The organism is Rathayibacter sp. AY1F6, assembly GCF_002932035.1.
In the GTDB taxonomy this organism is placed as follows: domain Bacteria; phylum Actinomycetota; class Actinomycetes; order Actinomycetales; family Microbacteriaceae; genus Rathayibacter.
On sequence record NZ_PSVD01000016.1, the window covers coordinates 13,622 to 35,315 of the forward strand.

Below are 21,694 nucleotides of genomic sequence, written 5' to 3' on the forward strand. Positions count from 1 at the left end.
GCGTCCGCCCCGCCGGGTGCCCGACGCCGCGGGAGGCGCCTCCGCGCCGCTTAGAATCGAGCGCATGTGTGGAATCGTTGGATACGTCGGTGAGCGCGACAGCCTGGCCGTGCTGCTCGGGGGCCTGAAGCGTCTGGAGTACCGCGGCTACGACTCGGCCGGCGTGGCCGTGATCGACGCCGACGGGCAGCTCGACAGCCGCAAGCGCTCGGGCAAGCTCAGCGTCCTCGTCGACGACCTCGAAGCGCACCCGCTGGCCGAGGGCACCACGGGCATCGGCCACACCCGCTGGGCGACGCACGGCGGCCCGACCGACCGCAACGCCCACCCCCACCTCGCGGACGAGGGCAGGCTCGCCGTCATCCACAACGGCATCATCGAGAACTTCCAGCCGCTCAAGGAGCAGCTGCTCGCCGAGGGCGCCGTCTTCGAGAGCGAGACCGACACCGAGGTGGCCGCGCACCTGATCGCCCGCGAGTACCGCCGCACCGGCGACCTCGTGCTCGCCTTCCAGGCCGTCGTCGCGCACCTCGAGGGCGCGTTCACCCTGCTCGCCCTGCACCAGGACCAGCCCGGCGTGGTCGTCGGCGCGCGCCGCAACTCGCCGCTCGTGATCGGCCTGGGCGACGGGGAGAACTTCCTCGGCTCCGACGTCGCGGCGTTCGTCGAGTTCACCCGCCGCGCGGTCGCCATCGGCCAGGACCAGATCGTCACGATCACCCCGGAGCTCGTCACGGTGACCGACTTCTTCGGCAACCCCGTCGAGACCGAGCCGTTCGAGATCGCCTGGGACGCGTCGGCGTCCGAGAAGGGCGGCTGGTCGAGCTTCATGGCCAAGGAGATCACCGAGGGTCCCGAGGCCGTCGCGAACACGCTCCGCGGCCGCATCCACGAGGGCGCGATCACGCTGCCGGAGCTCGACGCGCTCGGTCCGGTGCTGACGGAGATCGACCGCATCACGATCATCGCCTGCGGCACGGCCGCCTACTCGGGCATGGTCGCCAAGTACGCGATCGAGAAATGGGCGCGCGTCCCCGTCGAGGTCGAGCTCAGCCACGAGTTCCGCTACCGCGACCCGGTGCTCACCCCGCGCACCCTCGTCGTCTCGATCAGCCAGTCCGGCGAGACGATGGACACGCTGATGGCGGTCAAGTACGCCCGCGAGCACGGCGCCAAGACGCTCTCGGTCTGCAACACCCAGGGCGCGACGATCCCACGCGAGTCGGACGCCGTGCTCTACACGCACGCGGGACCGGAGGTGGCGGTCGCCTCGACCAAGGCCTTCGTCGCCCAGATCGCGGCGCTCTACCTTTTCGGGCTGCACCTCGCCGCGGTGCGCGGAGCCGCCTCCACCGAGCTCGTCGCCTCGCAGGCGGCCCAGCTCGCCGCGATCCCGGAGAAGCTCTCCCGCGTGCTCGACGCCTCCGACGACATCGCCCAGCTGGCCGGCTGGATGGCCGACACCCGGGCGGTGCTGTTCCTCGGTCGCCACGTCGGCTACCCGGTGGCGCTCGAGGGTGCGCTGAAGCTCAAGGAGCTCGCCTACATCCACGCCGAGGGCTTCGCGGCGGGCGAGCTCAAGCACGGCCCGATCGCACTGATCGAGCCGGGCCAGGTCGTCTTCGTGATCGTGCCGAGCCCGAGCGAGTCGTACGAGCTCCAGCGCAAGGTGATCTCGAACATCCAGGAGATCAAGGCTCGCGGCGCCCGCGTCATCGCGATCGCGGAGCAGGGCGACACGGCCGCGATCCAGATCGCCGACGAGGTCGTGCCGATCCCGCTCGCCGACCCGCTGTTCGAGCCGCTGCTCGCTGTCACCCCGCTGCAGATGTTCGCGATGGAGCTCGCCGCCGCCAAGGGCCTCGACGTCGACCAGCCGCGCAATCTCGCCAAGTCGGTCACGGTCGAGTGATCGAGCCGTGATCGTGGGGATCGGGGTGGACGTCGTGGACCTCGCGCGCTTCGAGCGCTCGCTGACGCGCACGCCCCGGCTCCGCGACCGGCTGTTCGCCGAGAGCGAACGCTCGCTCCCCGTCGCCTCGCTGGCGGGCCGCTTCGCCGCCAAGGAGGCGCTGATCAAGGCGCTCGGCGACTCCGTGGGCGCCCGCTGGCACGACATGGTCGTCGAGCGGGACGAGCACGGGAATCCGTCCTTCGCGCTGCACGGCCCGGCCCGGGCGGCCGCGGAGGCGCGGGGGATCACGCGCGTGCACCTCTCGATGACGCACGACGCGGGCGTGGCCTGCGCGTTCGTGGTGGCCGAGTCGTGAGCGTCCCTGCGTCGTACCGCGAGGCGGTGATCGACGTCGACGCGATGGCGGCGAACGCCGCGCGTCTGCGCGAGCTCACCGGCGCTCGCCGGCTCATGGCCGTCGTCAAGGCCAACGGCTACGGGCACGGCGCCCTGGCCGCGGCGCAGGCGGCGCTCGACGGCGGCGCGGACGCCCTCGGCACCGCGGAGCTGCGGGAGGCCGTGGCCCTGCGCGAGGCAGGCGTCGTCGCTCCGATCCTCTGCTGGCTGCACGACCCCGGCGAGGACTTCGACGCGGCGCTCGAGCACTCGATCGACGTCGCCGTCTCCTCGGTCGACCAGCTCGACACGCTCGCGCAGTCGGCGGAGGACCGCGGCGTGCGCGCGGCCGTGCAGCTCAAGGTCGACACGGGCCTCAGTCGCAACGGCGCCGCGGAGGAGGAGTGGCCGCACCTGGCGGAGGCGCTCGCCCGTCACAGCGCTCGCGGCACCGTCCACCTCACCGGGCTGTTCTCGCACCTGTCCAACACCTCGCGCGAGGACGACCTCGCCCAGCTCGCGCTCCTCCGCCGCGCCGAGGCCGTGCTGGCGGCGCACGGGGTGCAGGCGCCGGTCCTGCACCTCGCGGCGACGGCGGCGGCGCTGCGCCTCCCGGAGGCCCGCCTCGACATGGTGCGCAGCGGCATCGCCCTCTACGGACTCTCGCCGTTCGAGGACGAGACCTCGCTCCAGATCGGGCTCGTCCCGGCGATGACGCTGCAGGGCCGCGTCGCCGGCGTCCGCCGGGTGCCCCACGGGACCGGCGTGAGCTACGACTACACCTGGCGGGCCGAGGGCGGGACGACCCTCGCGCTCGTGCCGTTCGGCTACGCGGACGGCATCCCGCGGAGCGCCTCCGGCGTCGCGGAGGTCTCGATCGGCGGCCGCCGCCACCGGATCGCCGGGCGGGTCGCGATGGACCAGTTCGTCGTCGACGTGGGGGATGCGAGCGTCGCGACGGGCGACCCGGTGACGCTCTGGGGCGACCCGACGACCGGCGTCCCCTCGGTAGACGAGTGGGCGCGGTGGTGCGGCACCATCAACTACGAGCTGGTCACCCGGCTCGGGCCGCGGGTCCAGCGGCGGCTGCTGAGCGCGGCGGACGGCCGTGCCTGAGCGCTCCTGGTTCGCGGACCGCGTCGTCGAGGTCGCCGATCCGGAGGCCATGGCGGAGCTCGGCCGCGAGCTCGGCCGAGTGCTGCGCGCCGGCGACCTGCTGGTGCTGACCGGGCCGCTCGGCGCGGGCAAGACGACCTTCACGCGCGGGCTCGGCGAGGGCCTCGACGTGCGGGGTCCCGTGACGAGCCCCACCTTCGTGATCGCGCGGACGCACCCGCCGCTGCACGACGGGCCGCCGCTCGTGCACGTCGACGCCTACCGCGTGGGCTCGCCGGTCGAGCTCGACGACCTCGACCTCGATCCGGCGCGCTCGGTGGTCGTCGTGGAGTGGGGCGCCGGGATGCTGGACGGCGTCGCGGAGTCCTGGCTCGACGTGGTCATCGAGCGGCCGACCGCCGGCTCCGACGCCGAGGAGGGCGAGGAGCCGATCGAGCCGCGGACCGTCCGCTTCCGCGGCACCGGCTGGAGCTGAGCCCGCGGGTACCCTGGACGCGTGCTCCTCGCGATCGACACCTCCTCCGGAACCTCCGTCGCCGTCGTCGACTCCGCGGGCGCCGTGCGCTCGGAGCGCACCGAGACCGACACCATGCGCCACGCGGAGGTGGTCGGCCGGCTGATCCAGGAGGCGCTCGAGGCGGCCGACGTGGCTCCCGGGGGCATCGAGGCGGTCGCCGTGGGCATGGGCCCCGGCCCCTTCACCGGCCTCCGGGTCGGGATCGCCGCCGCCCGGGCCTTCGCGCTCGGCCGCGGCGTCCCCACCCTCCCCGTGGTCTCGCACGACGCGATCGCGCTCGCCGCGCTGCGGCACGGGCGCGCCGCGGGCTTCCTCGTCGTCACCGACGCCCGCCGCCGAGAGCTGTACTGGAGCGCCTACGACGGGCTCGACGACCAGGGCCTCCCCGTCCGTCTCGCCGGCCCGGGCCTGGACAAGCCGCCGGCCCTCCCGCATCCGGAGCTCCCGCGCCTGGAGGCCGAGACGGTCTCCGCCGGCGAGCTCGGAGTCGTGGCCGCCCGCCTGCGCGCGGCCGGTCGGCCCGGCGCCGCGGACGAGCCCCTCTACCTCCGCTCGCCCGACGTCACGCTGTCCGCCGGCCCCAAGCGGGTGACCGCATGAGCGAGGCCGTGCTCCGCGACGCGCAGGCGGACGACCTCGACGCTGTCATGGCGATCGAGGAGTCCGAGTTCGCCGGCGACGCCTGGTCGCGCGGGATGATGGCGGAGGAGATCCGGAGCCGTCACACCCGGTACCTGGTCGCCGAGCAGGACGGCGAGGTGGTCGGCTACGCCGGGCTCCTCTGCCCCGTCGGCGCCCACGAGGGCGACGTGCAGACGATCGCGGTCGTCGCCCGGGTCCGCCGCACCGGCCTCGGCCGCCGACTGCTGCGCGCGCTCCTCGAGGCGGCCGGCGAACGCGGCGCCCGCGAGGTCTTCCTCGAGGTCCGCGCCGACAACCCCGCCGCGCAGACCCTCTACCGCTCGGAGGGCTTCGAGGAGATCGGCGTCCGCCCCGCCTACTACCAGCCCGACGGAGTGGACGCGATCGTGATGCGCCTGCCGCCGACCCCGACCCAGGAGACCCCGTGAGCACCGGACCCCTCGTCCTCGGCATCGAGACCAGCTGCGACGAGACGGGGATCGGCATCGTCCGCGGCACGACGCTGCTCTCGAACACCATCGCCTCCTCGATGGAGGAGCACGCCCGCTACGGCGGCGTCGTGCCCGAGGTGGCCGCCCGGGCGCACCTGGAGGCGCTCGAGCCCGCCCTGCACGCGGCGCTCTCCGAGGCCGGTGTCGCGCTCGGCGACCTGGACGCGATCGCGGTCACCAGCGGACCGGGACTCTCGGGCGCCCTCATGGTCGGCGTCGGAGCGGCGAAGGCGCTCGCCGTCTCGCTCGGCCTGCCGCTCTACGCCGTGAACCACCTCGTCGGCCACGTGGGAGCCGATGTCCTCCGTGCAGACGGCAGCGAGGGCAGCCCCGTCGAGGTGCCGACGATCGCGCTGCTGGTCTCGGGCGGGCACACCTCGCTCCTGCACGTGCGCGATCTGGTGTCGGACGTCGAGCTGCTCGGCGAGACCATCGACGACGCCGCCGGCGAGGCCTTCGACAAGGTGGCGCGAGTCCTGGGCCTGCCCTATCCGGGCGGACCGCAGATCGACCGGGTGGCGGCGGACGGGGACCCGAAGGCGATCCGCTTCCCCCGCGGGCTCAGCCTGCCGAAGGACCTCGAGCGCCACCGCTACGACTTCTCGTTCTCAGGGCTGAAGACCGCGGTCGCCCGCTGGGTCGAGAAGCGCCAGGACGCGGGGGAGGAGGTGCCCGTGGCCGACGTCGCGGCGAGCTTCCGCGAGGCGGTCGCCGACGTCCTGCTCACGAAGGCGCTCGCCGCCTGCCGCGACCGGGGCGTGCCGCGCCTCCTGCTCGGCGGCGGCGTGGTCGCCAACGCCCGGGTGCGCGCGCTGGCGGAGGAGCGGTGCGCGGCCGCGGGAGTGACCCTCCGGATCCCGGCGCTCTCGCTCTGCACCGACAACGGCGCGATGATCGCCGCACTGGCGGCGCAGCTGATCGAGGCGGGGCATCCGCCGTCGGGGCTCGGCTTCGGGGCCGACTCGACCCTCCCGGTCACCGAGATCCAGGTCCGCTGAGGCCTCTACCGGGCGGCGGCCGGGCCGCGCAAGCGCCGTCCAGCTTTTTGACAGGCGGATCGTGCCACTGCCACTCTTGGCCGCATCCGCTCGTTCCTGACCCTGGGGGATTCCATGACCACTCCGTACACGCCCGCGTCCGACCGCTACAACATCCTGGCGATCATCGGCTTCATCGCCTCGTTCTTCGTCTCCATCGTGGGCATCGTGCTGGGCTTCATCGCCCTGTCGCAGATCAAGCGCACGGGGGAGAAGGGCCGCGGCCTCGCCCTCGCCGCCGTCATCATCGGCTTCGTCGCGATCATCATCACCATCATCTCGTTCGTCGCGCTCTTCTCGATCGCGGCGACCATGCCCTCGACCGGGTACTGATCGACACGCCTCCGAGGCTCGGGGGCGCCCGCACCACCAGGAGGACACCGTGACCGACGACACCGCGCCCGGCCACCCCGCCGCCTACGCGGCCGCACCGGCGCCCGTCGTCCCCCGCACGCTGAGCCTCGTCGGGATGATCCTCGGCATCGTCGGCCTGGTCATCACGCTCTTCGCCGCCGGCTTCGGCTTCCTGCTGTCGGCTCCGGCCGTCGTGCTCGGCTTCCTCGGACGCCGGCGCGAGCCGGCCGCACGCGGCTTCGCGCTGACCGCGATCATCACCGGGTTCGCCGGCATCGCCGTCTCGCTGATCTACCTGGCGGTCTTCCTCGTCTTCGTCGTGGTCGCCCTCGCCGCCGGCACCTCCGGCTACTGAGCCGGCGCGGGCCGCTCGACGCGCTCTGCGAGCAGCGCGCGGTGGCGCCCGGCGATCCGCGTCAGGATCAGCACCGCGCTGCCGGTGCCGGAGAGGCCCAGCCGCTTGCGGAAGCGGGCGGGGTCGACGTCCACCCCGCGCTTCTTGATCTCGAGCACGCCGATGCCGCGGGTGCGCAGCTCCTTCGCCAGCGTGCGCTCGTCCAGCGGCAGCTCGGCGAGGACCCGGAAGCTGCGGAGGAAGGGCGAGGCGGCCGCATCGTCGCCCGTCAGGTAGGCGATGCCGGGCGAGAGCATCCGCGAGCCGCTGGAGCGCGCGAGCTCGCCCAGGAGGCGCGCGCGGATCGCGGAGCCGTCCGGCTCGTGCACGAACGCGCCGAGGGGGCCGACCTCCTCGTCCTCGCTGTCGCCCGCCGCGGTGAGCTCGGAGGAGCCGGACGCGCCGAGCAGCAGAGCGGAGCGGCGCACGCCCGGGCGCGCCAGAGAACCGAACCAGAGCCCGGTCTCGACCAGCTCCCCGTCGACCGAGACCCACTGCGCCTCGGCGTCCCGCGGCAGGCGCTCGCGGTCGAAGCCGGGACCCACCTTCACGCCCACGGGACGGTGCTCGGCCAGGCCGAACGCGAAGTCGAGGGAGGGGGAGTAGTCGTCCGGATCGTCGAGCCGGCGGGTCTCGCGGTGGCCGGCCGTGCGGCGTGCCGGGTCCAGGTAGACGGCGTCGAAGCCGTCGAGGTCGAAGGCCTCGGCCGTCGAGTGCACGGCGCTCGCCGCGGGGAACGGGGCGAGGTTGAAGCTGGCCAGGGTCGCGGTGACCTCGTCGGCCTCGACGGCGGTGACCGCCAGGTCGATCGCGGCCATCGCGAGGGCGTCGCCGCCGATCCCGCTGCCGAGGTCGGCGACGCGCGCCGCTCCCGCCGCGGCGAACCGGCCGGCGTGCAGGGCGGCGACGCGCAGCCGCGTCGCCTGCTCGAGTCCCGCGTCCGTGAAGAGCATCGAGCGGGCGAACTCGCCGAACTTCGCCTCCGCCTTCTGCCGGAGCCTCGCCTGGGTGAGCACCGCGGCGACGAGGACGGGGGAGTGGCCGGCGGCCCGGAGGCGTGCCACGGCCCGCACCAGGTCGTCGGACCGGTAGCCGTCGAGGGAGTCGAGGAGCCGGAGGCCCTCGGGGGAGAGGAGCTCGACCAGCTCGTCGCGTCGCATCCGGCCATGGTAGGCCACGGCCTCCCCGCGGGTCCGCCGCCCTGCTTGGCACTCTGATTGCACGAGTGCCAGCGGAGCCCCTACGATGGATCTAGCACTCTCGGAGCGTGTGTGCCAGAACCGCGTTCCGCCCACATCGTCGTCAAGAAAGAGGTCAACCGTGTCGGTGTCCATCAAGCCGCTCGAAGATCGCATCGTCATCAAGCAGGTCGAGGCGGAGCAGGTGACCGCTTCCGGTCTCGTCATTCCCGATACCGCCAAGGAGAAGCCGCAGGAGGGCGAGGTCGTCGCCGTCGGACCCGGTCGCATCGACGACAACGGCAACCGCGTGCCGCTCGACGTCGCCGTCGGCGACAAGGTGATCTACTCCAAGTACGGCGGAACCGAGGTCAAGTTCGGTGGCGAGGACCTGCTGGTCCTCTCCGCTCGCGACGTCCTCGCGGTCGTCGTCCGCTAGGCAGCATCCCTCGGAAGGGCCCGTCGACCTCGGTCGGCGGGCCCTTCCGTCGTTCCCGGTCCTCCTCGCGACCAGTGGCCTGATCCGCCCGCTGCGGGGCCGTCCTCCCACCCCGCGCCTGCGTAGCATCGGGGGAGTGACCAGCTCCCGCACCCCTGCCGAGTCCGTCTCGCCGTCCCCTTCGGACGTGCCCGTCGGCGAAGGAGTGGAGGCGCTCGGAGCGGCGGTACGCCCGGGCGGGATGTCCGGCACGGGGCTGCTGTTCGCGTTCTCCGCCTACCTGCTCTGGGGTGCGATGCCCCTCTACTTCATCGCGATGGCGCCGGCCTCGCCGTTCGAGATCGTCGCGTTCCGGGTGCTCTTCTCGCTCGTCTTCTGCGTGATCCTGCTCACGGTCCTCCGCGGCTGGCGCTCCTTCGGCGCGCTGCTGCGCCGCCCCCGCCTTCTCGGCGTGATGGCGATCGCGGGCGTGCTCATCTACGTCAACTGGCAGGTCTACGTGATCGCCACGACCACGGGCCACGTCATCGAGGCGGCCCTGGGCTACTTCATGAACCCGCTGGTCACGGTGCTGCTGGGCGTCCTGGTGCTGCGCGAGCGCCTCCGGCCCCCGCAGTGGGCCGCGATGGGCGTCAGCGCGGTCGCGGTGCTGGTCATCGCGGTGGGCTACGGATCCTTCCCGTGGATCTCGCTCGCCCTCGCCTTCTCGTTCGGCCTCTACGGCCTGGTGAAGAGCCGCGTCGGCGGCACGGTGGACGCGGTCGGCGGGCTGACGCTCGAGACGCTCTGGCTGACGCCGCTCGCCGTGGTGCAGCTGGCGGTCGTCGGCTCCACGGTGGGGCTGACCCTGACGACAGAGGGGACGGGGCACGCCCTCATCCTCGCCTCGGCCGGGATCGTCACGGCCGTCCCGCTGCTCCTGTTCGCGGGCGCCGCCCGGCGCCTCCCGCTGTCGATCGTCGGCTTCGTGCAGTACCTGACGCCGTTCCTGCAGTTCCTCGTCGGGGCCTTCGTCCTGCACGAGGAGATGCCGCTCGAGCGCTGGATCGGCTTCGCGCTGGTGTGGGCCGCCCTGGCGATCTTCTCAGGCGACCTCGTCGCCGCGGAGCGCAGACGGCGCCGATCCTCCGTCTGATCTGCGGAACGCGTCGTCCTGGCGCGGCGCGACAGCGGAATGGTAACGATCCGGTCGCGAAACGTATTGGTAACACCCCTGTATTGTTCACGGCTGCTTCGAAGGTTAGGTTGGCCGAGCGGTTGCCACCGGCGCCGCTCCCACTGACACACACCTCTCAAGGAGCAACATGGGCGTTTACGCGAAGGCCGGCTCGGCCCGCGCGCGGTCCCTCCGGGCAACCCTCGGCGGCGTCGCCATTCTGGGCGCCAGCGCTCTCGTCCTCGCCGGCTGCGCCGGCGGCGGCGACAGCGGATCGAGCGGCGACAGCGGCTCGGGCGACCTGTCCCTCAAGATCGGCACGATCCTCCCGCAGACCGGCACCCTCGCCGTCCTCGGCCCGCCCGAGATCGCGGGCGTCGACCAGGCGGTCGTCGACATCAACGACGCCAAGGCCGGCATCACGATCGACGTGGAGCAGAAGGACTCGGGCGACACCACGACCGACATCGCGACGCAGTCGGCCACGTCCCTCATCGCCGACAACGTCTCCGCCATCATCGGCGCGGCGTCCTCGGGCGTCTCGAAGACCTTCATCGACCAGGTGACCCAGGCGGGCGTCGTCCAGATCTCGCCGGCCAACACCTCGCCGGACTTCACGACCTACGACGACGACGGCTACTACTGGCGCACCGCTCCCTCGGACGTGCTCCAGGGCCGCATCCTCGGCAACAAGATCCTCGGCGACGGCAAGACCAACGTCTCGATCCTGTACATGAACGACGCGTACGGCACCGGCCTCGAGAAGAACATCAAGGAGACCCTCGAGGCGGGCGGAGCATCCGTCGCGGCGGAGGAGATCTTCGAGCCGGCCTCGACCGACTTCAACTCGGCGCTGACCTCGGTCCTCGCCCCGAACCCCGACGCGCTGGTCGTCATCTCGTTCGACGAGATCAAGACCATCGCGGAGCAGCTCTCGGCCAAGGGCTTCGACTTCTCGAAGCTCTACGGCACGGACGGCAACTACGGCGTCATCGGCGAGTCCGACACCAACGTCGACATCGCCGGCGCCCAGTTCACCAACCCGGGCGTCCAGGCGTCCGAGGACTTCCAGGGCAAGCTGCAGTCGCTCGTCGAGTCGCAGGGCAACGACGCGCTGACCGTGTTCAGCTACGCGCCGGAGTCGTACGACGCCACGGTCCTGACCGCTCTCGCCGCGCTCCAGGGCAAGGCGACGGACGGTGCGACCATCCGCGACAACCTCATGTCGGTCTCGGAGGGCGGCACCAAGTGCACGACCTTCGCCGACTGCGCGAAGCTCATCGCCGACGGCGAGGACGTCGACTACGACGGCCTCTCCGGCCCGATCTCGTTCGACGAGAACGGCGACACCAGCGAGGCCTCGGTCTCGATCTACAAGTACGGCACGGGCAACACCACCTCCTTCGAGGAGACCGTCGAGGGTTCGCTGAACTGACGACGCGGTGACGCGGCTCCTGCCGCATCCCTGAGGGGCTCGGTCTTCGGACCGGGCCCCTCCGCCGTTCCCGGAGCGGAGAGCAGGAGACGCGCCGGTCGTGCGGACGCAGCGAGGCGCGGCGGTCGTCCGGGAGGGTGGCCGCTGTCGGGTGCGGGCGGACGGCTCCGCGGCGTCCAGGGCCCGGCGTGGCGTCGAGGAGCCACCCGGGAGGAGGAGCGGCTCTGACGGCCTGTACGCGCCTCCGAGCGCCTCTCCCGGCCTCGAGGGGGCGCCCTGCCGAACCGCGGGCGGGAGCGACGACGTCGAGCGGGAACGCAGAAGCGCGCGCCCTCCAGTGGGAGGACGCGCGCTCGTGGAGTGCGGAGGGCCTAGGAGGCGCGGAGCAGCTCCGCCTCCTGCGCCAGGCGGTACGTGACGAAGGAACGGCTGTAGTTGCGGCGCTTGCCGCCGGTGGTCTCGGCGATGACGACCTGGGCGTAGACGCCGACGACGCGCCAGCGCTCGTAGTCGCCGATCGCACCGGTGCCGAAGCCGGCTCCGAGTTCCACAGGGGCGGGGGTGTATCTCTTCATGGTCGGCTCCTTCGAGGCGGACGACGCGGCGCTCGAGGCGCTGCGGGGAGGGGAGGAGATCGGCGGCCGATCGCGGTCCCTACCGGGGGAGAGGGGAGCGGGACGTCCCCCTGCAGGGCTGTCCCGTGTACCCAAAACTACGGCAGGCAGGGCGATATCCTGTCCCCCTCGTGGGTGTCGCTGGTGCGGAGAGACTCTCGCTGTCCTGCCCTCGTCCCGCGGACAGGAGACCGAGGGTCCGGCCCGCCGTTCCGCCGACTTCCCGGGGGTTCGGCGGGCATCGCGGAGAGACCGGTGAAGGCCTGTCCGCGCCGGGAGAGCGGCCCCCCCGCCTCCCTTCTGCGGCACCCCTTGCCGGCGCGTCTCCGGGCACCGAGCCGCCTGCCTTCCCGCCCTGCTCGGAGTGGTCTCCGAGCCGCCCGGCGCCCTGCTCGGAGTGGTCTCCGAGCCGCCGGGCGCCCTGCGCGAGCGGCCCCGCCTCCGCCCCGGAGCCGCACCGGCCCCTCGGCCCGCTCGCGCCCGCTCCGCGCCCCGGCAACGATGAAGGGCCCGCCGTCCGGAGACGACGGGCCCTTCGCAGCGGGGGTCAGCCGCCGACGGTCGGGGTGCTCGTGGTGACCTCGTTGGTCGTCGCGAGCGTGCCCAGGTAGAGCTCGATGACCTTCGGATCGTTCATCAGCTCCCGGCCCGCGCCCTCGTAGGCGTCGCGGCCCTGGTCGAGGACGTAGCCGCGGTCGCAGATCTGCAGCGCCCGCCGCGCGTTCTGCTCGACGATCATGATCGAGACGCCCGCGCGGTTGATCCGCTGCACGTTGACGAAGGTCTCGTCCTGCCGCATCGGGGACAGGCCGGCGCTGGGCTCGTCGAGCAGCAGCATCGACGGGTCCATCATCAGAGCCCGCGACATCGCCACCATCTGGCGCTCACCGCCCGAGAGCGACCCCGAGCGCTGCTTGAGCCGCTTGCTGAGCTCCGGGAAGAGCTCGGTGACGAACTCGAGCCGCTCCTTGTACAGCTTCGGCTTCTGGTACATGCCCATCTCGAGGTTCTCCTCGATGGTGAGCGACGGGAAGACGTTGTTGTTCTGCGGCACGAAGCCCACGCCCTTGGACACCAGCTTGTCGGCCTTGAGGCCGGTGATGTCCTCGCCGTTCAGCAGGACGGTGCCCTGGCGGATGTTGACCAGGCCGAACATCGCCTTCAGCAGCGTCGACTTGCCTGCACCGTTCGGGCCGATGATCCCGACGAGCTCGCCGCGCTTCACGTAGACGTTCGAGCCGTTGAGGATGTTGACCCCCGGCACGTAGCCCGCGTGCAGATCGTGCGTCTCGAGGGTGTTCGGAGTCGTCGTGTCGGCGGTCATCTCTCGTCCTTCTCGAATTCGACGGCCGGGGCGTCGGTCGTCGGGGCGACGCTCGTCGGCGCGGAGGCCGACGGGGACGCCGTTCCGGCGGCCGGAGCGTCGTGGCCGGGCGTCGGGACGCCGGCCTGCTCCGCCTGCCGCTCCACGTCCTCGCGGACGAGGTCGGAGTCCATCTCCTCGGCGATCTCGAGCTGGCCCTCGATCGTGCCCAGGTCGGTGTCGTGGTGCGCGCCCAGGTACGCGTCGATGACGGCCGGGTCGTTCATCACGGTCGAGGGCGGGCCCTCGGCGACGACCTTGCCCTCGGCCATCACGATCACCCAGTCGGCGATCGTGTTGACCATGTGCATGTCGTGCTCGACGAAGAGCACGGTCATGCCCTCGTCCTTCAGGTTCACGATGTGACCCAGGAGCGACTGCGTCAGCGCCGGGTTCACCCCGGCCATCGGCTCGTCGAGCATGACGAGCTCGGGCTCCGACATCAGCGCCCGCGCCATCTCGAGCAGCTTCTTCTGGCCGCCCGACAGGCTCGACGCGTAGTCGTCCCGCTTGGTGTCCAGCTTGAACTTCTCGAGCAGGCGGATCGCGCGCTGCTCGATCGAGTCCTCCTCCTTCGACCACAGCGGGCGGATGAGCGAGGTGAAGATGTTCTCGCCCTTCTGCCCCTTCGCGCCGAGCAGCATGTTCTCGAGCACCGTCATGCCGCCGAGCGCCTTGGTGAGCTGGAACGTGCGCACCATGCCCATCCGCGACACCCGGTAGGCCGGGACGTTGGCGAGGTTCTTGCCCTTGAAGTTCCACTTGCCGGTGTTGGGCTTGTCGAAGCCCGTCAGCAGGTTGAAGAACGTGGTCTTTCCGGCCCCGTTCGGGCCGATCAGGGCGGTGATGGATCCGCGGGGGATCTCGAGGTGCTCGACGTCGACCGCGGTCAGGCCGCCGAAGCGGCGGCTGACGTTGTCGGCGACGACGATGGGGTCCTTCTTCCTGACCCCGGGGACGATTGCTTCCTCGGTGATGTCCGAGACCGGCGTCTTAGGCAAAGTGCAGATCCTTCTTCTTGCCGAAGATCCCCTGGGGTCTGAAGATCACCAGGAGCATGAGGGCTACCCCCACCACGATGAACCGGATGGGCCCGGTCTGCACGGTGGTGAGGCGGATGAGGTCGTTGTTGAGGACCCCGGTGTCGATCCCGAGCGTGAGCAGTCCGTCGGTCAGACCGAGGACGACCCAGAAGATGATCGAGCCGACGACGGGTCCGAAGACCGTCGCGGCGCCGCCCAGCAGCATGATCGTGTAGAGGAAGAACGTGAGCTGGGTGCCGTAGTTGTCGGGCTGGAGCGAGCGGGGGAGGATGAACAGCGCTCCTGCGAGGCCTCCGAGCACGCCGCCCAGGATGAGCGCCTGGATCTTGTACGAGAAGACGTTCTTGCCGAGCGAGCGCACGGCGTCCTCGTCCTCGCGGATGCCCTTGATGACGCGGCCCCAGGGGCTGCGCATCAGGAGGAACACCAGGAGGCAGGCCAGGAGCACGAGGCCCCAGCCGACGATCCGCACCCACCACTGGTCCTGGCTGTAGGTGAGGACGCCGATGCCCCAGCGGCCCTCGGGGAGCGGGTTGAGGTCGTTGAACGCCTTCGCCGCGCCGTTGATGCCCTCCGAGCCGCCGGTGATCGCCGAGAACTCGGGGGTCTTGACCGAGAGCCGGATGATCTCCGCCGCCGCGATCGTCACGATCGAGAGGTAGTCGGCCCGCAGCCGGAGCGTCGGGATGCCCAGGATGAGCGCGAAGACGGTCGCCGCGACGATCGTCGCGAGGAAGGAGCCCCAGACGGGCCATTCGAACTTGACCGAGGTGATGGCGAAGGCGTAGCCGCCCACTGCCATGAAGCCGGCCTGTCCGAAGTTGAGCAGCCCCGTGAATCCGAAGTGGATGACCAGGCCGATGGTCGCCAGCGCGTACGCGGCGACAGTGGGATCGACGATCTGCCCGATCGCCAGCCAGATGAAGTTGAGGTTCATGGTGTCCTAGCCGATCCGTTCCTTGCGGCCCAGGATTCCCTGCGGCCTGACCAGGAGGATGATGATCATGAGAACGAGCGGAGCCACGTACTTGAGGTTCTCCGGGATCCAGATCGTCGAGATGTTCATCATCAGTCCGATGATGAGCGAGCCGACCAGCGCGCCGTAGGCGGAGCCGAGTCCGCCGAGCGTGATCGCCGCGAAGATCAGCAGCAGGATCGACGCTCCCGTGTCCCAGCGCAGCGACTGGTAGTAGCCGATGTAGACGCCCGCCAGCGCGGCGAGAGCGCCCGACATCACCCAGACGACGCGGATGACGCGCTCGACGTTGATGCCCGAGGCGGAGGCGAGGGCCCGGTTGTCCGAGACCGCCCGCATCGCCTTGCCGATCTTCGTCTTCGTGAGGACGTAGGCCACGGCGACGATGCAGACGACGCCGACGACGGCGCCGACGATGTCGGTGAACTTCAGGCTGATCCCGAGCTCCGGCACCGTGAAGAACGGAGCGGTGCTGTTGGGGAGCGAGAGGCGGTCGGCTCCGAAGAAGAAGACGAACACGTAGCGCAGGGCCAGCGAGAGGCCGATCGTCACGATCATCAGCGGGATGAGCTGGATGCCCTTCTTCCGCAGCGGCTTCCAGAGCAGTCCGTCCTGGACGAAGCCGAAGGCCCCGCCGAGGATCACCGCGATCGGGATGGCCAGCAGCGCCGGGAGTCCGAAGACCCCGGAGAAGAGGTACGCCATCAGCGCGCCGAAGGTGACCAGCTCGCCGTGGGCGAAGTTGTTCAGGCCGGTCACGCCGTAGATCAGCGAGGCGCCGATCGCCGCGAGGGCGATCAGGAGCCCGAAGATCAGGCCGGTGACGACCTTCGGCCAGAAGATGATCCAGAACGTGTCGGCCGACACCGGCTGGTTCACCGCATTGGACGTGCCGTCGGGGTTCGTCGCGTCGTTGCCGGTCGTGCCCTCGGTCGCGGGGCTCGTCGGAGCCGCGGAGTCCGTCGGGACCGGGACGGTCGCTCCGGAGCCCTTCGGGTTGGCCGTCGAGACGATGAAGTTGACGATCTGGTTCTGCGAGGCGACGATCTTCACCTGCTTCGGGTTCTGACCTGCGGCGGGGTAGCCCTTGTCGGCGGGCAGGGACTCCTCGTCGACGGTCACCGTGTAGGTGCCCGCGGCGTCGAGGGGGAACGTGGCCCGGCCGTCCTCGCCGGTGGTCACGGTCGCGGAGGCGTCGCCGCCGATCTCGACGGTCACCCCCGTCAGGTTCTCGTTCGTCCCCTGCACGCGGACCCAGGCGATGATCGACTGGTCGGCGGTGGTGGCGGCGAGTGCGGCGGGGGCCGCCGCGGCGATCCCGGTGAGGGTCGCGGCGAGCAGACCCAGGGCCAGGAGCCGGTCTCGGAGCCTCGGGCGTCTCCTATCCACGGGGCGCCTCCCGGTCCGTCGGATGCAGGGTCGTCGAGCGCTGGCGGCGCATCGAACGGCTGGCTGTGAGCAAGACGTCTACCTCTCGTCAGGGTGCACAGACGGATGGGGTCTCCGGGCACGCCCGAATCGCCGTCGTCAAACAACGTTGGTTGACCATACGTTCCGCATGTGTCGGCGGTGTTTCACCGTCCGCACTTACGCGTGACGACATTATGAGGGAGAGGAGAGCGCTCCAGCGCCCATCCGCGGCCCGGCGGCCGCGCCGTCGAGGAATACCGCGAGCCTCACGGCGCTTAAGATCGAACAACCGTGGCGCTCGTGAGCGGACTCCTCCCGTCCTCTCCGGGCTCCCGCACTCGACCTGCTAAGGGGCATTGATGGACCAGCCGGATCCCTTCGGATTCCTCGGACTCACCTACGACGACGTCATGCTCCTCCCGGGGCACACCGACGTCATCCCGAGCGAGGCCGACACGGCCTCCCGTCTCACCAAGCGCATCAGCGTGGCGACCCCGTTGCTCTCCGCGGCGATGGACACCGTCACCGAGGCGCGCATGGCGATCGCGATGGCCCGCCAGGGCGGCCTCGGCGTCCTGCACCGCAACCTCTCCATCGCCGACCAGGCCGACCAGGTCGACAAGGTGAAGCGGAGCGAGTCGGGCATGGTCTCGAACCCCGTCACCACCACCCCGGACGCCACCGTCGCCCAGGTCGACGACCTCTGCGGCCAGTACCGGATCAGCGGCCTCCCCGTCGTCGACTCCACCGGCGTGCTCGTGGGCATCATCACCAACCGCGACATGCGCTTCGTCTCGCCGTTCGAGAAGGCGACCACGCTCGTCCGCGACGTGATGACCAGCACCGGCCTGATCACGGGCCGCGTCGGCATCCCCGACAGCGAGGTCATCGCCCTCTTCGCGCAGCACAAGATCGAGAAGCTGCCGCTCGTCGACGCGCAGGGCAAGCTCGCCGGCCTCATCACGGTCAAGGACTTCGACAAGTCGGAGCAGTACCCCAACGCCACGAAGGACGACGAGGGCCGCCTCCGGGTCGGCGCCGCGATCGGCTTCTTCGGCGACGCCTGGCAGCGCGCCACCGCCCTGCTCGACGCGGGCGTCGACGTGATCGTCGTCGACACCGCCAACGGCGACTCCGCCGGCGTGCTCGACATCATCCGCCGCCTGAAGTCCGACTCCGCGTTCGCCGGCGTCGACGTCATCGGCGGCAACGTCGCGACCCGCTCCGGGGCGCAGGCCCTCGTCGACGCGGGCGCCGACGCCATCAAGGTCGGCGTCGGCCCCGGCTCGATCTGCACCACCCGCGTCGTCGCCGGCGTCGGAGTCCCGCAGGTCACCGCGGTCTACGAGGCGTCCCTCGCCGCGCGCGAGTCCGGCGTGCCGGTGATCGCCGACGGCGGCCTCCAGTACTCCGGCGACATCGCCAAGGCGCTCGTCGCCGGCGCCGACACCGTGATGCTCGGCTCGCTCCTCGCGGGCTGCGAGGAGAGCCCCGGCGACCTCGTGTTCCAGAACGGCAAGCAGTTCAAGACCTACCGCGGCATGGGCTCCCTCGGCGCCCTGCAGACCCGCGGCGAGCGGACCTCCTACTCGAAGGACCGCTACTTCCAGTCCGACGTGCCCACCGACGACAAGCTGATCGCCGAGGGCATCGAGGGCCAGGTGCCCTATCGCGGCCCGCTCGCCAACGTGGCGTACCAGCTCGCCGGCGGGCTCCGCCAGTCGATGTTCTACGTCGGAGCGCGCACCATCCCCGAGCTGAAGGAGCGCGGGAAGTTCGTGCGCATCACGGCGGCCGGGCTGAAGGAGTCGCACCCGCACGATGTGCAGATGGTGGTGGAGGCGCCGAACTACCGGCGCTGAGGGGTCTGGTGGGGGCCGGCGGCGGATCGGGATCGCGGCCCCTCTGCCCGATGGGCCTGCGGCCCATACGCCCACCACGCCGGAGGGGCCGCGATCCCGATCCGCCGCCTCCCTCCGGGAGACGAGCGCCGGTCCTCGGCTGAGGGGCGGGGGACGCAGCGCGAGCGGCGCGGGGCGCCGCCGCGACTGCGGGGGGAGGGCATCCGCCTTTGTTGATGCGGGGGAGTGGTTGTGCACCGTTTGCGAGCGCGACGGAGTGGGGACGGGCTTCCCGCGTTGCAGCGAATCGTGGTGGCGGCCGCGCAGGCTTCACCTGCTGGTGGTGTGCGCCCGCTCGCGTCGATCCCGGACTGGTGTGGAGCCCGGTAGGAGCGGTAGCCGGTGATCCGCGTTCCAGCGGATCGTCGTAGCGCGGACGCGACCCGCTCTTCGGAACGTGACCATCCGCTAGGGCCTACCGCGGGCGAGCGGCGAGCGGGCGGTCGTGAGCCACGGCTGACACCGCTCAGCGGTAGCCGGCGATCCGCGTGCGAGCGGATCGGCGTAGCGCGGACGCGGGACGCTCTGCGGAACGCGACCGCCCGCTCGGGCCGACCGCGGGCGAGCGGAGCGAGGAGCGAGCCACAGCTGACACCGCTCAGCGGTGACCGGCGATCCGCGTTCCAGCGGATCGGCGTAGCGCGGACGTAGGACGCTCTGCAGATCGCGACCGCCCATTCGGGCCGACCGCGGGCGAGCGGCGAGCGGAGCGAGGAGCGAGCCACGGCTGACGCCGCTCAGCGGTAACCGGCGATCCGCGTGCGAGCGGATCGTCGTAGCGCGGACGCGACCCGCTCCGCGGACCGCGACCATCCGCTCGGGCCGACCGCGGGCGAGCGACGAGCGGAGCGAGGAGCGAGCGGAGCGAGGAGCGAGCCACAGTAAACTCAGCGTCATGGAGATCGAGATCGGGCGCGCCAAGCGCGCCCGCCGCGCGTATGCCTTCGACGACATCGCCGTCGTCCCGAGCCGCCGGACGCGCGACCCCGAGGTCGTGTCGGTGAAGTGGTCGATCGACGCGTACCAGTTCGCGACGCCGATCCTCGCCGCGCCGATGGACTCGGTGGTGTCGCCGGCGACGGCGATCCGGCTCGGGCATCTGGGGGCGCTGGGCGTCCTCGACCTCGAGGGTCTGTGGACGCGGTACGAGGACCCGGAGCCGCTGCTCGAGGAGATCCGCCGGCTACCGGCCGAGACCGCGACGCAGCGGATGCAGGAGATCTACTCCGCTCCGATCCGCCCTGAGCTGGTGACCGCGCGCCTGGCCGAGATCCGCGCCGCGGGCGTCACCGTCGCCGGGGCCCTGTCGCCCCAGCGGACCGCGGAGCTGTACCAGACCGTCGTCGACGCCGGGGTCGACGTGTTCGTCATCCGCGGCACGACCGTCTCGGCCGAGCACGTCTCGCGCGACACCGAGCCGCTGAACCTCAAGAAGTTCATCTACGAGCTCGACGTGCCCGTCATCGTCGGCGGCGCCTCCACCTACACCGCGGCCCTGCACCTCATGCGCACGGGCGCCGCGGGCGTCCTCGTCGGGTTCGGCGGCGGTGCCGCCTCCACCACCCGCACGACGCTCGGCATCCAGGCTCCGATGGCGACCGCGGTCGCCGATGTCGCCGGCGCTCGCCGCGACTACCTCGACGAGTCGGGCGGACGCTACGTGCACGTCATCGCGGACGGCGGCCTCGGCACCTCCGGCGACATCGTGAAGGCCGTCGCGGTGGGCGCGGACGCCGTGATGCTCGGCTCGGCGCTGGCCCGCGCGACCGACGCTCCCGGCGGGGGCTGGCACTGGGGCGCGGAGGCGCACCACCCGCAGCTGCCGCGCGGCCGCCGCGTCGAGGTCGGCACCGTCGGCACCCTCGAGCAGGTCCTCTACGGCCCGGCCACCGGCGCCGACGGCACGGCGAACCTCATCGGCGCCCTGCGCCGCTCGATGGCGACGACCGGCTACTCCGACCTCAAGGAGTTCCAGCGGGTCGAGGTCGTCGTCGCGCCGTACCAGCCCAGCTGACGCTCACCGACCGAGGCGATCCTGACCGTCGAGGCCACCGCGAACAGCGGGCTCCCTCGACGGCCCGGGAGTCCCTGGACGCGGCGGACGCCGGCGCGGGCCGGCCGGACGTGCTGGCGTCGTAGGCCTCGCGCCAGCCCGGCGGACGACACTGCGGACCCGCGCGCGCGAATACGGTCTTCCCGGCGCTTCTGGGCGAGAAGCACGTGCTCGGGCGAGCGGCCCCCGAGGAACGCCGGGTCGGTTCGGATCGACGGCGGTCTGCGCGAGATCCGAGACGGCGAGTCCGTCGATCAGTGCGGGTGAGGGCGGACGCGCGCTCCGCGACGCCGTTCCACGTCCGGCTGCCCGGGTCCGTCGCCCCTCGACATGCACGGTCTCCGCAAGAGGCTCGACTAAGGGGAGTCCCGGACCGCCGCCGCCGCCGACTCGCGGAGGACGAAGGGCGCGCTCCAGGTCGCGGCTACGGCGTCGATCCGCGCCTGCTGCCGCTCGTCCGCGGAGGCCCCCGCCCACTCGCCGGTCGGCGCGTACCGCGGCGCAGCCGCACGGACTCGTCCGACCGGCGGCACGCCCCGTCTCGACAGATCCCCACTGCACGCTTCCGCCCCCTTTCCCTCCCTCCGCTCCTCCTGTGGAGACTCCCCCCACCACCTGTGGGCAGCGAGGGAACGCAGGACCGCCGAGCCGGCCGGGAACCGCGGGATCCCTCGACGGGTCGGGGTTCCCTCGGCAGGAGGGCTCCGCACGCGCCTAAGCTGGAAGTCCCGAGTGGGAGCGCCGCACGGCGCGGAGGGAGCACGCATGGTCGAGGTCCGCAGGGTCAAACTGCCCGGTGTCGGCGTTCTGCACACGTTCCTGACGGCCGACGGCGGCAAGGTCGGGGTCATCGCCCACCGCTCCGGCCACAGCGACCTGATCACGTTCGCCGAGGGCGACCAGGACGGCGCCAAGGTGTCCCTCCGCCTGAGCGACGACGAGGCGCACACCCTCGCCGAGCTGCTCGGCGGCACGCAGATCACGGAGTCGCTGACCGCGCTCGACCAGATCCCGGGCCTCTCGATCGACTGGTTCACCGTCGACTACGACGACCACATCGCCGGACAGCAGCTCGGCAAGCCCGCCGACCGAGGGATCGTCGGGCTGACCGTCGTCGCCGTGGTCCGGGGCGACGCCGCCAACCCGGCGCCGGCCCCCGACTTCCGCGTCTTCCCCGGCGACACCCTCGTGGTCGCCGGCAGCCCCGAGAAGGTCGCCAAGGCGTTCGCGTTCTTCCGCACCGGCAGCTTCGCCAAGACGGTCGACGCCCCGCCCGGAGCCTGAG

At 71.6% G+C, this 21,694-nt stretch carries 21 protein-coding genes; 15 read left to right on the plus strand and 6 right to left on the minus strand.

The window, feature by feature from the left end; genetic code table 11:
* Positions 1–64 precede the first annotated feature (64 nt).
* The 9 genes from glmS to C5C44_RS12550 all read left to right on the plus strand — a co-directional run bounded on the left by glmS (position 65) and on the right by C5C44_RS12550 (position 6,802).
* Positions 65–1,912 (plus strand): glutamine--fructose-6-phosphate transaminase (isomerizing), encoded by a 1,848-nt coding sequence (gene glmS / locus C5C44_RS12510; RefSeq protein WP_104227413.1) that lies wholly within the window; start codon positions 65–67, stop codon positions 1,910–1,912.
* Between the two features lie 7 nt (positions 1,913–1,919).
* Positions 1,920–2,270 carry a holo-ACP synthase gene (locus C5C44_RS12515; RefSeq protein ID WP_104225009.1) on the plus strand — a complete coding sequence of 117 codons (351 nt, stop codon included), beginning with the start codon at positions 1,920–1,922 and terminating at the stop codon, positions 2,268–2,270.
* A complete protein-coding gene (gene alr, locus C5C44_RS12520; protein WP_104335952.1) occupies positions 2,267–3,406 on the plus strand; it encodes an alanine racemase in 1,140 nt (379 codons plus the stop codon). The genes C5C44_RS12515 and alr overlap by 4 nt, the downstream gene beginning before the upstream one ends.
* Positions 3,407–3,455: 49 nt before the next feature.
* Positions 3,456–3,881: a tRNA (adenosine(37)-N6)-threonylcarbamoyltransferase complex ATPase subunit type 1 TsaE gene (gene tsaE / locus C5C44_RS12525; RefSeq protein ID WP_104225016.1), complete on the plus strand. Its 426-nt coding sequence runs from the start codon at positions 3,456–3,458 to the stop codon at positions 3,879–3,881.
* A gap of 21 nt (positions 3,882–3,902) precedes the next feature.
* Entirely contained in the window at positions 3,903–4,523 is a 621-nt protein-coding gene (tsaB, locus tag C5C44_RS12530) for a tRNA (adenosine(37)-N6)-threonylcarbamoyltransferase complex dimerization subunit type 1 TsaB (protein WP_104327882.1), read from the plus strand.
* The gene (gene rimI / locus C5C44_RS12535; protein WP_104227416.1) at positions 4,520–4,993 is read left to right on the plus strand and encodes a ribosomal protein S18-alanine N-acetyltransferase; all 474 of its coding nucleotides are present in this window, start codon (positions 4,520–4,522) and stop codon (positions 4,991–4,993) included. The genes tsaB and rimI overlap by 4 nt, the downstream gene beginning before the upstream one ends.
* Positions 4,990–6,054, plus strand: coding sequence for a tRNA (adenosine(37)-N6)-threonylcarbamoyltransferase complex transferase subunit TsaD (tsaD, locus tag C5C44_RS12540; protein ID WP_104225013.1), 1,065 nt, complete (start codon positions 4,990–4,992; stop codon positions 6,052–6,054). The genes rimI and tsaD overlap by 4 nt, the downstream gene beginning before the upstream one ends.
* Positions 6,055–6,168: 114 nt before the next feature.
* Positions 6,169–6,426 carry a DUF4190 domain-containing protein gene (locus tag C5C44_RS12545; protein ID WP_104225014.1) on the plus strand — a complete coding sequence of 86 codons (258 nt, stop codon included), beginning with the start codon at positions 6,169–6,171 and terminating at the stop codon, positions 6,424–6,426.
* A gap of 49 nt (positions 6,427–6,475) precedes the next feature.
* The gene (locus C5C44_RS12550) at positions 6,476–6,802 is read left to right on the plus strand and encodes a hypothetical protein (RefSeq protein WP_104335953.1); all 327 of its coding nucleotides are present in this window, start codon (positions 6,476–6,478) and stop codon (positions 6,800–6,802) included.
* Here C5C44_RS12550 and C5C44_RS12555 read toward each other — a convergent pair.
* Positions 6,796–8,001, minus strand: a complete 1,206-nt coding sequence (locus C5C44_RS12555) for an SAM-dependent methyltransferase (RefSeq protein WP_104335954.1) — start codon at positions 7,999–8,001, stop codon at positions 6,796–6,798. The genes C5C44_RS12550 and C5C44_RS12555 overlap by 7 nt on opposite strands.
* A 160-nt stretch (positions 8,002–8,161) precedes the next feature.
* Here C5C44_RS12555 and groES point away from each other — a divergent pair, with 160 nt between their 5' ends.
* The 3 genes from groES (at position 8,162) to C5C44_RS12570 (ending at position 11,049) form a co-directional block, all read left to right on the plus strand.
* Entirely contained in the window at positions 8,162–8,458 is a 297-nt protein-coding gene (groES, locus tag C5C44_RS12560; protein ID WP_097167691.1) for a co-chaperone GroES, read from the plus strand.
* A gap of 241 nt (positions 8,459–8,699) precedes the next feature.
* Positions 8,700–9,593, plus strand: coding sequence for an EamA family transporter RarD (gene rarD / locus C5C44_RS12565; protein WP_104335955.1), 894 nt, complete (start codon positions 8,700–8,702; stop codon positions 9,591–9,593).
* Between the two features lie 169 nt (positions 9,594–9,762).
* Entirely contained in the window at positions 9,763–11,049 is a 1,287-nt protein-coding gene (locus tag C5C44_RS12570) for an ABC transporter substrate-binding protein (protein WP_104234163.1), read from the plus strand.
* A 371-nt stretch (positions 11,050–11,420) separates the two neighbouring features.
* On the opposite strand, the gene C5C44_RS12575 is transcribed toward C5C44_RS12570, so the two are convergent.
* The 5 genes from C5C44_RS12575 to C5C44_RS12595 all read right to left on the minus strand — a co-directional run bounded on the left by C5C44_RS12575 (position 11,421) and on the right by C5C44_RS12595 (position 16,434).
* Entirely contained in the window at positions 11,421–11,624 is a 204-nt protein-coding gene (locus tag C5C44_RS12575; protein ID WP_146076626.1) for a hypothetical protein, read from the minus strand.
* A gap of 586 nt (positions 11,625–12,210) precedes the next feature.
* Entirely contained in the window at positions 12,211–12,987 is a 777-nt protein-coding gene (locus tag C5C44_RS12580) for an ABC transporter ATP-binding protein (protein ID WP_104224729.1), read from the minus strand.
* Positions 12,984–14,027: an ABC transporter ATP-binding protein gene (locus tag C5C44_RS12585; protein WP_104224730.1), complete on the minus strand. Its 1,044-nt coding sequence runs from the start codon at positions 14,025–14,027 to the stop codon at positions 12,984–12,986. Before C5C44_RS12585 ends, C5C44_RS12580 begins: the two co-directional genes overlap by 4 nt.
* Entirely contained in the window at positions 14,020–15,006 is a 987-nt protein-coding gene (locus C5C44_RS12590) for a branched-chain amino acid ABC transporter permease (RefSeq protein ID WP_104224731.1), read from the minus strand. The genes C5C44_RS12585 and C5C44_RS12590 overlap by 8 nt, the downstream gene beginning before the upstream one ends.
* A gap of 6 nt (positions 15,007–15,012) precedes the next feature.
* A complete protein-coding gene (locus C5C44_RS12595; RefSeq protein WP_104224732.1) occupies positions 15,013–16,434 on the minus strand; it encodes a branched-chain amino acid ABC transporter permease in 1,422 nt (473 codons plus the stop codon).
* Between the two features lie 380 nt (positions 16,435–16,814).
* On the opposite strand from C5C44_RS12595, the gene guaB reads away from it, so the two are divergent.
* From guaB to C5C44_RS12610, 3 genes are all read left to right on the plus strand, one after another.
* Complete coding sequence (gene guaB, locus C5C44_RS12600) at positions 16,815–18,317, plus strand: IMP dehydrogenase (RefSeq protein WP_104335956.1); 1,503 nt, start codon at positions 16,815–16,817, stop codon at positions 18,315–18,317.
* Positions 18,318–19,251: 934 nt separating this feature from the next.
* Positions 19,252–20,370, plus strand: a complete 1,119-nt coding sequence (locus C5C44_RS12605) for a GuaB3 family IMP dehydrogenase-related protein (RefSeq protein ID WP_104224734.1) — start codon at positions 19,252–19,254, stop codon at positions 20,368–20,370.
* Between the two features lie 804 nt (positions 20,371–21,174).
* Complete coding sequence (locus C5C44_RS12610; RefSeq protein ID WP_068256939.1) at positions 21,175–21,693, plus strand: cation:proton antiporter regulatory subunit; 519 nt, start codon at positions 21,175–21,177, stop codon at positions 21,691–21,693.
* Position 21,694 lies beyond the last annotated feature (1 nt).

Excerpts from the sequence above, each read along its gene's own strand:
- rimI (WP_104227416.1), top strand. The coding sequence starts at position 4,520 with ATGAGCGAGGCCGTGCTCCGCGACGCGCAGGCGGACGACCTCGACGCT.
- glmS (WP_104227413.1), top strand. The coding sequence starts at position 65 with ATGTGTGGAATCGTTGGATACGTCGGTGAGCGCGACAGCCTGGCCGTG.
- C5C44_RS12545 (WP_104225014.1), top strand. The coding sequence starts at position 6,169 with ATGACCACTCCGTACACGCCCGCGTCCGACCGCTACAACATCCTGGCG.
- C5C44_RS12555 (WP_104335954.1), bottom strand. The coding sequence starts at position 8,001 with ATGCGACGCGACGAGCTGGTCGAGCTCCTCTCCCCCGAGGGCCTCCGG.
- C5C44_RS12590 (WP_104224731.1), bottom strand. The coding sequence starts at position 15,006 with ATGAACCTCAACTTCATCTGGCTGGCGATCGGGCAGATCGTCGATCCC.
- C5C44_RS12605 (WP_104224734.1), top strand. The coding sequence starts at position 19,252 with ATGGAGATCGAGATCGGGCGCGCCAAGCGCGCCCGCCGCGCGTATGCC.
- rarD (WP_104335955.1), top strand. The coding sequence starts at position 8,700 with ATGTCCGGCACGGGGCTGCTGTTCGCGTTCTCCGCCTACCTGCTCTGG.
- tsaE (WP_104225016.1), top strand. The coding sequence starts at position 3,456 with ATGGCGGAGCTCGGCCGCGAGCTCGGCCGAGTGCTGCGCGCCGGCGAC.
- C5C44_RS12610 (WP_068256939.1), top strand. The coding sequence starts at position 21,175 with ATGGTCGAGGTCCGCAGGGTCAAACTGCCCGGTGTCGGCGTTCTGCAC.
- guaB (WP_104335956.1), top strand. The coding sequence starts at position 16,815 with ATGGACCAGCCGGATCCCTTCGGATTCCTCGGACTCACCTACGACGAC.
- C5C44_RS12570 (WP_104234163.1), top strand. The coding sequence starts at position 9,763 with ATGGGCGTTTACGCGAAGGCCGGCTCGGCCCGCGCGCGGTCCCTCCGG.
- C5C44_RS12575 (WP_146076626.1), bottom strand. The coding sequence starts at position 11,624 with ATGAAGAGATACACCCCCGCCCCTGTGGAACTCGGAGCCGGCTTCGGC.
- C5C44_RS12580 (WP_104224729.1), bottom strand. The coding sequence starts at position 12,987 with ATGACCGCCGACACGACGACTCCGAACACCCTCGAGACGCACGATCTG.